This window comes from Pirellulales bacterium, from assembly GCA_035499655.1.
Taxonomy (GTDB): domain Bacteria; phylum Planctomycetota; class Planctomycetia; order Pirellulales; family JADZDJ01; genus DATJYL01.
In genome coordinates, this window is sequence record DATJYL010000154.1 from 1 (window position 1) to 12,126 (window position 12,126).

The 12,126-nt window shown below is 54.9% G+C and carries 11 protein-coding genes and 1 tRNA gene; 4 read left to right on the plus strand and 8 right to left on the minus strand.

Annotation, left to right across the window (positions count from 1 at the left end; translation table 11 throughout):
- Nucleotides 1-55: 55 nt before the first annotated feature.
- The 6 genes from VMJ32_11200 to VMJ32_11225 all read right to left on the minus strand — a co-directional run bounded on the left by VMJ32_11200 (nucleotide 56) and on the right by VMJ32_11225 (nucleotide 7,231).
- On the minus strand, nucleotides 56-2,134 hold the full coding sequence (locus VMJ32_11200) for a thioredoxin domain-containing protein (GenBank protein HTQ39589.1): 2,079 nt from the start codon (nucleotides 2,132-2,134) through the stop codon (nucleotides 56-58).
- 102 nt (nucleotides 2,135-2,236) lie between these two features.
- Nucleotides 2,237-3,040 (minus strand): 3-methyl-2-oxobutanoate hydroxymethyltransferase, encoded by an 804-nt coding sequence (gene panB / locus VMJ32_11205; protein ID HTQ39590.1) that lies wholly within the window; start codon nucleotides 3,038-3,040, stop codon nucleotides 2,237-2,239.
- Nucleotides 3,041-3,197: 157 nt separating this feature from the next.
- Nucleotides 3,198-4,208: a hypothetical protein gene (locus VMJ32_11210; protein ID HTQ39591.1), complete on the minus strand. Its 1,011-nt coding sequence runs from the start codon at nucleotides 4,206-4,208 to the stop codon at nucleotides 3,198-3,200.
- A gap of 248 nt (nucleotides 4,209-4,456) precedes the next feature.
- Nucleotides 4,457-5,449 (minus strand): hypothetical protein, encoded by a 993-nt coding sequence (locus tag VMJ32_11215; protein ID HTQ39592.1) that lies wholly within the window; start codon nucleotides 5,447-5,449, stop codon nucleotides 4,457-4,459.
- 83 nt (nucleotides 5,450-5,532) lie between these two features.
- Complete coding sequence (locus VMJ32_11220) at nucleotides 5,533-6,507, minus strand: hypothetical protein (GenBank protein ID HTQ39593.1); 975 nt, start codon at nucleotides 6,505-6,507, stop codon at nucleotides 5,533-5,535.
- Between the two features lie 43 nt (nucleotides 6,508-6,550).
- The gene (locus tag VMJ32_11225; protein ID HTQ39594.1) at nucleotides 6,551-7,231 is read right to left on the minus strand and encodes a class I SAM-dependent methyltransferase; all 681 of its coding nucleotides are present in this window, start codon (nucleotides 7,229-7,231) and stop codon (nucleotides 6,551-6,553) included.
- A gap of 105 nt (nucleotides 7,232-7,336) precedes the next feature.
- Here VMJ32_11225 and VMJ32_11230 point away from each other — a divergent pair, with 105 nt between their 5' ends.
- On the plus strand, nucleotides 7,337-7,612 hold the full coding sequence (locus VMJ32_11230) for a hypothetical protein (GenBank protein HTQ39595.1): 276 nt from the start codon (nucleotides 7,337-7,339) through the stop codon (nucleotides 7,610-7,612).
- A gap of 172 nt (nucleotides 7,613-7,784) precedes the next feature.
- Here the strand turns inward: VMJ32_11230 and VMJ32_11235 are convergent, their stop codons facing one another.
- Nucleotides 7,785-7,958: a hypothetical protein gene (locus VMJ32_11235; GenBank protein HTQ39596.1), complete on the minus strand. Its 174-nt coding sequence runs from the start codon at nucleotides 7,956-7,958 to the stop codon at nucleotides 7,785-7,787.
- Nucleotides 7,959-7,998: 40 nt separating this feature from the next.
- On the opposite strand from VMJ32_11235, the gene VMJ32_11240 reads away from it, so the two are divergent.
- A complete protein-coding gene (locus tag VMJ32_11240) occupies nucleotides 7,999-8,598 on the plus strand; it encodes a HupE/UreJ family protein (protein HTQ39597.1) in 600 nt (199 codons plus the stop codon).
- 445 nt (nucleotides 8,599-9,043) lie between these two features.
- On the opposite strand, the gene VMJ32_11245 is transcribed toward VMJ32_11240, so the two are convergent.
- Nucleotides 9,044-11,068: a tetratricopeptide repeat protein gene (locus tag VMJ32_11245; protein HTQ39598.1), complete on the minus strand. Its 2,025-nt coding sequence runs from the start codon at nucleotides 11,066-11,068 to the stop codon at nucleotides 9,044-9,046.
- Between the two features lie 88 nt (nucleotides 11,069-11,156).
- On the opposite strand from VMJ32_11245, the gene VMJ32_11250 reads away from it, so the two are divergent.
- Nucleotides 11,157-11,660, plus strand: a complete 504-nt coding sequence (locus VMJ32_11250) for a hypothetical protein (protein HTQ39599.1) — start codon at nucleotides 11,157-11,159, stop codon at nucleotides 11,658-11,660.
- Nucleotides 11,661-11,666: 6 nt separating this feature from the next.
- Nucleotides 11,667-11,749: transfer RNA gene (locus VMJ32_11255), tRNA-Leu, on the plus strand.
- The last annotated feature ends 377 nt before the right edge of the window (nucleotides 11,750-12,126 follow it).

The following is a 12,126-nucleotide window of genomic DNA, read 5'->3' on the forward strand; positions in this document are numbered from 1 at the left end:
CGACGGCGCCCGCTTTTCTTGCGCTGGTGCGAAAACGGTCGAAGATCATTTGCTCTCATTCGCTGGCGGCAAGTGTTGCAATTTTGGCGATCGCTGCTTCGCGCCCGCCAACGGGCGCTTGGCAGGCAAAGTTTTCGCAAATGAATAGCGTGGGTTCAGCGGCCAGCAGCGTTTTGCCGGCAAACAGCGGATTGAGGGCGGTGGAGTGAAATGTCGAGGTGGTCTGGGCTTTCGGCGACCGCAAAGCAACCACCTTGTTGGGAATGAACTGCCCATGCAATTCGCGCAGGACAGCGGCGGTGTCGGTCTGTACCAGGTTGCCCAGCAGCACGATTTCAAACGTCGGGCCCAAGAACATATCGAGCGCCAGCAACATTTGTCCGGCAGCGGTGGGAGCGCGCGCCAACAAACCGACCGCCGAGCGAATTGTTTTTTCCGCGGCCTCGAGATATTCCGCCCGGCCGGTCAATTTGCCCAGCCGCACCAAAACGGTGGCCGCCAAAGCATTGCCGCTGGGGACGGAGCTGTCTTGAACGTCCTTGTGCCGGGCAATCAGTTGTTCATGATCGTCGGCGGTGTAAAAAAATCCCCCCGCCGCGCTGTCGGCAAAATGCGCGAGCATGATTTCGACCAGCCGCACAGCTTGGTCAATGTATCGTTCGTCGAACGTCGCTTCGTACAAGCTAACCAGCGCATTGGCCAGGGCCGCGTAATCGTCCAGGTAAGCATCGTACTTGGCCTTGCCGTTGCGCCAGGTATGAAGCAAGCGGCCGTCAGGACGGCGCATGTCACGCAAAATAAAATCAACCGCTTTAGCAGCCGCCGCCACATAGCGCGGCTCATTCAATGCCGAACCAGCCCGCGCCAGGGCGTCAATCATCAACCCGTTCCACGCGACTAGCACTTTATCGTCTCGTCCCGGCCGCACACGGCGAATGCGCACGCCGAGCAATTTTGCCCGAGAGGCGGCTAAATCGACCTGCAACTCGGCCGGGTCGCGCTGCTTGATTTTGGCGCATGTCTCAATCGGCTTGGGCAGATTCAATATGCTATGCCCTTCGAAGTTGCCCGACTCGCTCACGTCGTACACATAGCAAAAAATCTCGGCGGCGTCGGCTCCCAACACGGCGGCAATTTCCTGCGGCGTCCAGACGTAAAACTTCCCTTCTTCTCCTTCACTGTCGGCATCTTCCGTGCTGTAAAATCCGCCTGCCGCGTCGGTCAAATCACGCAGCACGTAATCGCATGTCTCACGGGCCACCCGGGCGTACTCGGCATGGCCGGCGGCGAGAAAGCCCTCCACGTACGCAACGGTCAGCAGCGCGTTGTCGTACAACATTTTTTCGAAGTGCGGCACTAGCCAGCGCTCATCGACGGAATAACGATGAAACCCGCCTCCCAAATGATCGTAAATTCCGCCGGCCGCCATTTTGTCGAGCGTCGTCGTCACCATGTCGAGCAATCCCGTGCGGCGGTGCCGCTTCCACAACCGCAGCAGCACTTGCAAATCCATCGGGTGCGGAAATTTCGGCGCGCCGCCAAAGCCACCGTGGTGGAAATCGAAACTCCGCTCCAGCGCCGCGCCCGCCGCATCGATCAATTGGTGCGAAAGCTCTCCGGCAGCCGAAGGAAGCGCCGCCAATTGCGCAATGTGCCCGGTCAATTCGGCCGCCTGTTCGATGACTTGCTGCCGCCGCTCCTGCCAGGCGTTAGCCACGGCGAGCAACACCTGATCGAACCCCGGCATACCCATCCGCGACGTCGGCGGCCAATACGTGCCGCCGTAAAACGGTTGCAAGTCGGGCGTCAAAAATACCGACATCGGCCAACCACCGCGCCCCGTGAGCAGTTGCACGGCATTCATGTAAATGTGATCCAAATCGGGGCGCTCTTCCCGATCGACCTTGATGCACACGAAGTTGTCGTTCATCAGCCGCGCGATGGCCGGGTTCTCAAAACTTTCGTGCTCCATCACGTGGCACCAATGGCACGCGGAATAGCCGATGGAAAGAAATATCGGCTTCTGTTCCTGCTTGGCTCGCTCCAGCGATTCCGGTCCCCACGGATACCAATCGACCGGATTGTTTTGGTGCTGCAACAAGTACGGCGAAGTCTCGTGAGCCAGGCGATTCATGGAGGTATTTTCATGGCGCAGCGATGGCAGTTCGCGCCGCGGAAAATGGACGACGTGTTTGCACTTCGGCGCGACCAACGGTCGCGGCTTTATATGATACTTCTAATGAAACGCCTGCTCCGGTCCGGGGAATTTGCCGCTGCGCACATCGTCGCGGAAACGGGTCACGGCATCGGCAATGGTTGATTTCACGTCGGCGTAGGCTTTCACGAATTTCGGCACGTAGCCGCTGGTGATTCCGATTAAATCGTTGACGACCAGCACTTGGCCGTCGCAATTCACACCGGCGCCAATGCCGATGGTCGGAATCATTAGCGTCTTGGTAATTTTCGCGGCGATCTCGGCGGGAATGCATTCCAACACAGTCGCAAACGCCCCCGATTCCTGCGCCGCCCGGGCGTCGTTCATCAGCCTTGCTTCGTCGCGCTGCACTTTGTAACCGCCCAGCACATGCACGTTTTGCGGCCGCAAACCGACATGGGCCATGACCGGGATGCCGGCCGAAACCAAACCGCGAATCACGTCGGCCTGATCAGCGCCCCCTTCCAGCTTCACGGCCTGGCAGCGCGTTTCCTTGAGAATGCGCCCAGCGTTTTCAATCGCCTTGGGCACGCCCAGGTGATAACTAGGAAACGGCATGTCGACCACGATCAGGGCGTGCTGTACGGCGCGCCCGACCATTTCGGCATGATAAATCATTTCGTCCAGTGTCACGGGCAGGGTATTCGGATGGCCCTGTACAACCATCGACATGCTGTCGCCGACCAAAATGGCTTCGATCTCCGTGGCATCTAACAGCGCGGCCATGGTGTAATCGTAGGCCGTTAGGACGGTGATTTTTTTCCCCTCTGCTTTTAGCGCGGCGAATCGGGGAACCGTCATCCGGTGATGGTCGGGCTTGGTCATAACCGTTTGTTGCTTATGGTGTGGTGCGGATGGAATCGAGAAACCGCTAGACCAAATTCTTATCGACGCCGGGCCGCTTGGCAAATGGGGCCCGCAATTTCGCCGCAGAATTGGGCCGGACGATTGAAGAAGGCACCGTTAACGGCGGCGCGACACCCTAGAAGCAACGGGCCATTGATGTGCGATCACGCGGCCACATTTGGCTGCTGGGCGGAATAGGCAGGGCCTGGTGGCCATCTTCCTGTCGCTCAGCAATGTAACGGCGGATGTATTCGTGCAGGGCGGGCTTGTCGCTGTTCCAGCGCCATGCGCCGTAGCGGTCGGAGGCCAAGTCCACGGTCGGATCGAACTGGAATTCCGCAAATTCTTTGTACCGCTGGCGATGCTTACGCCGTCCCATGTCGCCGTGCCACAAATGGGCAATTGTGCCCGGCACGCAACCCCAACGACCGCGAACCGCGCCGTAAAAACCCTCCGCCCACTGGTAATAATGCTGGCTCATCGCCGTGTGAAAGCCGAACGCGGCAGCAGCTTCGCGGTAATGGCCGTGGGCGGCAAAAAAATGGACGCGCGTGCCACCCCCCACGACCCAAGTGTCGTAAAAACCGCGCTGGGTAAATAATTCTCGGCGAAACGCCCACGCCATTCCGTAAGTGACCGGCGGCGGTTGATCAGAATTCATCCACGCCGGATTGCACAACGATAGCGGCGGGTGCCCTTGCTGCCGGAGCCAACTGAATCCCGCGTGCACTTTGCCCCGCCGCGCGGCAAATTCAAAGTTGGCGCAATCTGCGGGGGCCAAATAGGCAGCATGAGAATAAAGTTGCAATAGTGGATAGCGTTGCAGTGCCCGACGCGCTTTCCGCCAAATGACGGCATCGCAGAAGACAATGTCACAATCCAAATTGGCAATCAGCTCCGTTTGCGGCGGAACGTAACGCAACGCCACATTCAACAAACGCTCCTTTTGCCACATCACGTCCCGACCGGGAATTTGGATCAAAATTTCGGCATCGTCGGGCTGCAAATCGTATTGTCCGTCGTAGCCCAATTCCACGGTGACCAGAGGAATACGCAAGTGCTGCCGAAACGTGCGGTAATTGGCCAGTCGCCGCCGCCAGTGCATCGGGTTGAAATAGGCTGTGATCGCCCAAAAATCGCTGGCCATATTTGTCGTTTCCCTGGAAAAGAAAGGAGTAACTCCTGCGCGGAATGCGCTCCTTACCTAGGCTCGCTTGCAAAAAATGCGGTGGAAAATACTCACTAACGCCGCCCGCCGCTAGGCCAATCGGCAATCGTTGGTGGGACAATTTGAAATTCCGACAGCCGCTTTTCCCGACTGACACAGTCGGGCTATGTTCAAATTGGCCCACCACCCGGCAATCGGCCGCGGGCCATGTCCGGGCATCGCAGCCTTCAGTCGGGCCATTGCGGAAACGACCGCGGCCATGCTAGCAGGCGCCCGATGAAATTCATCTCCCGCACAATCTGAAACCGCCGCTCGAGGGGGGCGAAATCCAGCGCCAAGGCATCCTCCACTTCCGCGGGAATCGGTAACCCGGCGGCGGAAAAATACAAATGCACAATTGCCAATAGCGACCGATGCATGGTTGGATTTTTGTACGTCAAACGTCTGGTGGCAAACACCAAATGCGGAAATGGATTGGCCTCCCAGACGATCATTCGGCCGTCCGGCGTGTAACCGTAATCGAATGCCACCATCTCCAAGCCCAACGCTCGTCGAGCGCGCTGCAGGATTTCATGATTAGGGTCGCGTTGCGAGATGTACTCCAGTTCTTCGCCGCGAGTTTCGGGTCGCATCAGGCGGCTGTTTCCGCGAGTGATCCACTCATGGGACACCTGCAAATGATGGCTGATGCCTAATTCTCCCGCCGCAAGGTAACGATATTTTCGGTACAAGCCATCCCGAGGATCACGGACGTCGACAATTTCCACCGCCAAGGGACGTTTAAACTTTTCCCACGCCACGTGGCGCAAATCGTCCCGGGTGTCGATGCGGGCAATCCGCCATTCGTGTCCCCAATCCTCGCGAATGAACAACGGCAACTGCAGGCCCGCCAGTGTTTCCTGAAACTGTTCCCGATTGTCGATGGGCGCCATGCGTGCCACCTGTACGCCGGCTTCGCGCAGTAGTTTGGCCCCGCGCGACTTCGTGGCATTGATCAAACGATCTACCCGATTGACGACGGGAATGCCGCGCTGGTCGCATTGGGCGGCCAACCGCGCCGCCTGCTTGTAGGTATTTTGCGACCACCGCTGCACCGGGTCTTGCAGCCACGCCACGTGCAAGGCGTATCGGGACCAATCTTTTACTCGGAGCGGCAGATCGCGGACACAAAACCACCGCGACAAATGCGGAAGATTGACTCGCACCCAACGAGAAAGCATGGAATAGAAAAAGTGCCGATACGTTCGGTGCCGCACAATCAAAAAACGCTGAGGTGGACTTTTTTGTTTCACCGAACGTGTCCTTACGCCGCGGCAGTGCAAGAAACGACGTCATCTTCGTTGCGGGCAAAAAAGTAGTTTGCCACGAATGCGTGCATTGCAGGTTTGGGACTGTTCCAGCGCCAGCAACCGTGATTATCGAGTGCGATATCGACGAACGGATCAAATTGAAACGAAGCCAATTCGCGGTGCCGCCTTCGTGTGCGCCGATCGCTCATGGCGCCATGCCACAAATGCAGCAAATCTCCTGTGACCAACGACACACGTCCCTGCGCACAGCGGTGAAAGGGTTCGGCCCACCGCAAATAATGCTGGAAAGAGGGTTCGTTGTCGACGTGCAGCCGGGGAAGCACCTCATATTCGCCATAGGCTGCGCACGCCAGCGCGCTGTCACCCCCGCCAATAATGCAGGCATCGTAAAAACCGTGTTGCCCGAGCAATTTCCGGCGCGCCGCCCAAGCATGGCCGGGCGCGCGAATACCCGGAAATCCCAACACCGGGTTGCCCAGGCATTCGCCGGGCGACACGCCCTGAGCAATTAACCACGCCACGGAGGGACGCGCCAAACCCAGCGCTCGGATTTTCCACTGCTCCGGCGGCACCGCGGGGGGCAAATGATGCACCAGCGAATACGGTTGCAATAGCGGCACACGTTCCAATTGCCGGCAGATTTGTGCAGCCAAATCGTCCCGCAGGAAAATCACATCGCAATCTACGCACAACACAAACTGGCAATCGGCCGGAAGCGCGTCGAGCGCCAAATTCAACAACCGCTCCTTTTGCCACATCACGTCGCCGCCCGATTTGCGAATCAAAATGTCGGCGTCATCGGTCTCTAATTCAAATTGCCCGTCAAACGACAATTCCACCGTCGCCAGCGGCACGTTCAAATGCTGCCGAAACACCTGGTAGTTTTGCCGCCGATTCCAATATCGAGCCGGGTTGAAATAAGCCGTAATGGCCCACAGCTCACGCGGTGATTCGGCCGATCGATTCATCAATGTGCCCCGTTGTCTTTTGCGGCCTGACTGCTGTTGGTTGCTACCGCGGTGGTTTTGGCACGACGCACCGCCGCACCACGGTGACTCCGCTGCCAAACGGAAGATCGAGCACTTGCCATTCTGGATTGCGCTTTAAGGCGTCGATAAAATCCGTCACGTTGTGGATATATTCGCGCCCGGGGCCATAAATTCCTGATCGGATCCGCCAAACGCTGTCGTGAAGCAATATCATTCCCTGCGGCGCCACCTTGTCGGCAAAGGCGTCGAAATCGAACTGGGCCTGTTCGGCGGAGTGAAAGCCATCGATAAACACGAGCCCAATATCCTGGAGATCACGATACGCCTTCGATGCGACAAACTGCTGCGTCGTCACTTGATAATGAACGATATTTGCACCGCCGAAGGTGCAAAAATGATCTCGTACCGCCGATTCATCGCTCCAAAAACCATCGACCAGCGAAGGATCGATGAAGTGAACCTGCCCCCCTTCGCTGTTGTCGGCCAGCGCCCGGGCAATCACCAACGGCACGAACCCCCGGTAGGAGCCAATCACCACCGCCTTAGAGGGCCGCAGCATGCGACCCAGCGCGTAGTACAGCCATCCCAGCCCAAGGTTTCCGTCATCTTGCCGTTGAGCATGCCCCATCAGCCGCATTTCGCGGCATCCCAGTAAATGGTCAATCCACTCGCTAAGTGGCGTGCTTTCTGCAATGGTAGACATAGATTTCCTGACCGCAGATTTGAAGGGCCAAATCTCCACTGTGCGAAGGTGGTGGGACAATTTGAAATTCCGACAGCCGCTTTTCCCGACTGACACAGTCGGGCTATGTTCAAATTGGCCCACTACCCTGTGCGAATCCTTTATGGCAATCCGCATGGGGGCAAAGTATGGTCCAAGATTGCTTTTGAAGCAAGACAAATTGTCACGGCTGCAGGACGATTGTCGGATTCGGTGGATTTGGTCGTGGGAAAGCTTGCGACCGATAACAACGCCCGCCATCTGGCGCGCGGAAGTGCCCATCAAGCAAATCATTACAAGCACGATCTGTCATTGAGAAGCCCAGATGGTTTGTTCGGCATTGGCCAGTTGGAATCTGGCTGATCTCCACTACCTATTCATCGAAAACGTTGGTAATTTGATATGCTCGGCTTCTTACGATTTGGGCGAAGACCTGCGCTGCGTGTTGTTTTTCGGTAACCGAAGGAGAAGATTAGCCGTTGAAATATCCCCTATTTTTAATACGGCCGACGTCGCCCACATCACCCAGCTGGATTTAGCGGCGGCGGTCGAATTCGATGCGGACAACGCTCGGGCAAACATTCAAGCGGTCCGGCTCTGAATGCAAATCCTCGAAGTCTCGGCAAAAACGGGCGACGGAATACACCACTGGCTCGATGTGCTTAAACTGCGGCGAGAAAATGCGTTTGGTCGGTTGGAACCGATGCACAGATCACTTCCCCCTCTACATAATTTCATTGAGGTTCGTTATGAAAACCAATCGTCCTGCTGCCTGGCTCTGGGTTGCTCCCGTGCTGTTGATTTTTGGTTCGCCGTCGCTTGTTTACGCACATACCGGCGTGGGCGAAACCAGCGGCCTGTGGAACGGCTTGGCTCATCCCCTGAGTGGTTTAGATCATTTGTGTGCGATGATCGGCGTGGGCTTGTGGGCCGCACAGCGCGGCGGACGAGCCCTCTGGCTGGTTCCTTTGGTTTTTGTGGTCGTGATGGCCGTGGGCGGCGCGCTGGGAATGATGGCGATTTCCATTCCGTTTGTAGAACCTGGAATCGTGGCCTCGGTCTTGATTTTGGGAATTATGATTGCCGCGGCAGTGCGCTTGCCCTTGCTGCTTAGCATATTCATGGTTGGAACCTTTGCCTTGTTTCACGGTCATGCCCATGGGGCCGAAATGCCGCTGACTGCCTCAGGATTGACGTATGGCATCGGGTTCATCATCGCCACCGCAGCCTTGCACTTTTGTGGCATTGGAATTGGATTGCTCGCACGTCAGTCCGGGTCAACGTGGACTTGGCGCTACGCCGGCGCTGCCATGGTTTTGTGCGGCATTTATTTAGCGCTGCCGATTTGAAATAAAACAAAATGCAGCCGTTCCTCGCATGCGTCTCAAAGCACTTGATTCGTGAAAACCTAAACCGCTTAGCAATCTCGTCCGGTTCAGTGCCGAACCAAAAGATTTCACATCCGTATCGTCTCGAACAATCGCACTAGTTCCGCCAACTTCAGGCGCGCCGCTTCCGCGCACAGGAAAACCGCCCCTTGACGACGAACCAAAATCGTCGCAAACTGCTAGTGCATAACACTTTGCCGGAGTGGCGGAATGGCAGACGCGCTGGACTCAAAATTGGGCCAGCGAACATGCTAAAAGCGTTGTGAATTCTCGCAGTCACAACCACAGCCCCGACTTGCGGCTCGGCACTGCTGGTCAGTGCCGGTCGCTCGTCGGGGCATTTGGTAGTTGCTCAGCCGCGCCGGTGCCGCGCGGATTATTGGGCGGAACCACATTTACGCCTCACTCATGGACTGAGGGATTGTCGGTACTGGAAATCTTTCAGCCATGCTTCTGCTTGATTAGCGAACTGCGTTTGGTGCTGTTCTTGGGCAAACTGAATTGCTTTTTGAGCAGCGGCGATAGCGTCTGCCGGCCGTTTCAACTGGGCGTATGCCAGAGCCATGTTCCCATAAACTTGATATTGTCTTGGCTCTCGCTTCAATGCTTGTTTGTACTGGTCAATCGCCTCGGCGAATTTCCTAAGCAGAAGGTCTACGTTTCCGAGACTAGCGTAAGCCTCCGCAAGATTCGGGTCTACGCGAATCGCACTCTCAAACTCTGTAATCGCTTCTTGAATTTGCCCTTTCTGCGCGAGGACGATTCCCAAGTTATTGCGGGCCTTGGCTAAATCGGGTTTCAGCTCCACGGCCTTTTTAAAGTGTTCGAACGCCTCCTGCGGATTGCCCAACTGATTTAGTGCGAATCCCAAATTGTTATGGACTTCCGCATTATTCGAATCTAATTCAAGTGCCCGTTTGTAATAATTGATGGCCCCCTGAAAATCGGCATTCTCAGCGCACAAAATGCCTAAGCCATAGATCGCGTCGACATAGGACGGAAATAACTTCACAGCTTGCTCGAATTGCTCACGCGCTCTTACTGGTTCTCCTGTATCCTTGTATGCGACACCCAAATTGTAATGGATTAACGGGCTTTCTGGGTTTTTGATGAGAGTGGCTGTATACAGGTTGACAGCATCGTGGTACAGACTAGCTTGCTGGAAGGTGAGCAAAAATAACGTGAGCAGCATGATCGCTGCCGCAGGCATAAACAATGGCCATCTCAATCGCTGGAAAAAGTATGATCCATAAGCACTAACAATTGAAGCAACAGCAATAATAGCCACATATTGATAGCGGTCCGCTACTAGTGAATGCTGCATAAATCCAACGTCTGAAAAACCCATGACCGGCAAGAGTGCCACGCAAAAGAATACCCAGGCGAACAATGTTGGTCGGCCCCGCGAAGTCTGGCGCTTCCAGATGAGAATCAATGTAATAATGATTGTCGCTATGAGCGGAAGCCACCATACGAAATCATGCGAATCAATATGCCATTGCGGATAAACGAACGACAAATCAAACGGAAGGAATGCCTTGTACAGATAAAACCAAATGGTTGCCCCTGCGCCCAATAAGCGATCAAGCAAAGTCACATCGCGTAGGATGTTGCCGGTATGCTCCTTTTGAAACCATAAAGTGACAACCGTAAGAGCAATACATACAAGGAAAAATGGGACGGTTCTAAGAAAATCTTTCCAGGTCACCCGCCCCAGTTGCCACCAAACGACTAAAAGAAGTATGAGAGGCAAAACAACAACTGAGGTTTTGCTGAGCATTGCAAAGACGAATACAGCTAAGCTAATCCAGTACGATTTCTTCCCTTCAAGCCAGTCGAATGGACTAAGAATCGTCGAATATACTTTGGTAGAGTTGAAACTCGTCCGAGTGAAACCAGCCTTTAGATAAAACAAGATCGACAAAAGAAAAAAGAAGAGCGCCAATAAGTTTTTAAGCTGAGCAATCCAGGCGGTGCTTTCAACGTTCACCGGGTGAAGTGCAAAAATAGCCGCGGCTAAGAATGCTTGAGGTATTTCTAATGTACGGAGCACCACCCATATCAAAAGTGAATTGATGATGTGCAGTACCAAGTTCGTGATGTGATAGCCAATCGGATTCATCCCCCATAGTCGCCACTCCAGCCAGAATACCGTGTTCGTTATTGGCCAATAATCCAATGGCTCAGAAGTGAACCAAATGCGATACAAACCATCGGAGGCCTTCACGGAGGAGTTGCGTGTAACCAATGCATCATCGTCAAGTACAAACCCGCCATTTATAGCAGGCAAATACGCCGCGCATGTGGCAATGACGATAATTGCGGCGCCGGCAAAAGGGTAGCGTGATCGTTTCAGAACATCAGTAACCCTATCAGGCAGAGGCGATGATCTAGTAACAGGAGTAGCTGTATTGAAACGTGAGCGTGCCATCTTACCCCTAACTAAAGACTAATCGGGAAACCGCAAACGAGTTGGAGAAAGAAATTGATCCCAGGGACAGAATTTATCATTATAGCTAATGCTTGGATCATTTGGCGGTTATGTCTTTGGCCGTTTTTCAGACGAGCTACGCCGGTTGCTGCTGCTGTGGAAGCGGAAGCCGAATCATGCGGCCCGCGTTCGCAGTTTCACTCCCAAACGGTTTGTTTGCTGGTTGCAGGATGAACTAGCGAGGTTTAACCATGAGGTAGAAAAGGCTGCGGAAAAGGAAAGGAAGCCAGTGCCGGAGCGGTTCACACTTCACGATTTTCGGCGCACCGCCATCACTGGTATGCAAATGGCCGGGGTGTCGGAAAAGGAATGCAGTACGATGGTCGGCGCAACACCGGAAGTGATTCGCCGACACTATGACAAGTTAGACCAAATGGCGATTGCCAAGCGGTCAGTGGAACGTCGAATGTGTGTGGTGAATTTTGTCGCTGGAGCAAATCCAGATGCACATGATTTGCCGCGCCGGTGCCGCGCGGGGCATGATGAGGCCCTTGACGGTGCCTTGGAGTTGACGCAAACTGCTAGTGCATAACACTTTGCCGGAGTGGCGGAATGGCAGACGCGCTGGACTCAAAATCCAGTACCCTCACGGGTGTGGAGGTTCAAGTCCTCTCTCCGGTACTTCTGAATTTGAAAAGACTTACGATTGATAGAGCGTCCGTTTCGAGCGCTCGTTTGAATCTTTGGCTGGGAAGATTTTGGGAAGCAGAGGGCAATTGCAGGGCGATCGTATTGGCATGGAGGCTAGATTCTTCCCTTTGACGCCGTTTCACCGGCATCACTGGCGACTTTTTTTAGCAAGAAGGCCAAGACGCACTGGATTATCTGTCCAGTTCGACTGTTGCGATGTACCTCGTTTGACCTGCTCCCCAACTTTGATCCAGTTGGAATGCTAGAAAAATAGGGTTTTCAGCGGGGGCTAGCCCCCGCTGAAAAAATCGCAAACTCCTCCGGTGTCCGCTGTCCCAGCGCACTGTGGGGCCGATGGTGATTGTAAT

Excerpts from the sequence above, each read along its gene's own strand:
- VMJ32_11220 (HTQ39593.1), bottom strand. The coding sequence starts at position 6,507 with ATGAATCGATCGGCCGAATCACCGCGTGAGCTGTGGGCCATTACGGCT.
- VMJ32_11245 (HTQ39598.1), bottom strand. The coding sequence starts at position 11,068 with ATGGCACGCTCACGTTTCAATACAGCTACTCCTGTTACTAGATCATCG.
- VMJ32_11200 (HTQ39589.1), bottom strand. The coding sequence starts at position 2,134 with ATGAATCGCCTGGCTCACGAGACTTCGCCGTACTTGTTGCAGCACCAA.
- panB (HTQ39590.1), bottom strand. The coding sequence starts at position 3,040 with ATGACCAAGCCCGACCATCACCGGATGACGGTTCCCCGATTCGCCGCG.
- VMJ32_11210 (HTQ39591.1), bottom strand. The coding sequence starts at position 4,208 with ATGGCCAGCGATTTTTGGGCGATCACAGCCTATTTCAACCCGATGCAC.
- VMJ32_11215 (HTQ39592.1), bottom strand. The coding sequence starts at position 5,449 with ATGCTTTCTCGTTGGGTGCGAGTCAATCTTCCGCATTTGTCGCGGTGG.
- VMJ32_11230 (HTQ39595.1), top strand. The coding sequence starts at position 7,337 with ATGTTCAAATTGGCCCACTACCCTGTGCGAATCCTTTATGGCAATCCG.
- VMJ32_11225 (HTQ39594.1), bottom strand. The coding sequence starts at position 7,231 with ATGTCTACCATTGCAGAAAGCACGCCACTTAGCGAGTGGATTGACCAT.
- VMJ32_11250 (HTQ39599.1), top strand. The coding sequence starts at position 11,157 with ATGCTTGGATCATTTGGCGGTTATGTCTTTGGCCGTTTTTCAGACGAG.
- VMJ32_11240 (HTQ39597.1), top strand. The coding sequence starts at position 7,999 with ATGAAAACCAATCGTCCTGCTGCCTGGCTCTGGGTTGCTCCCGTGCTG.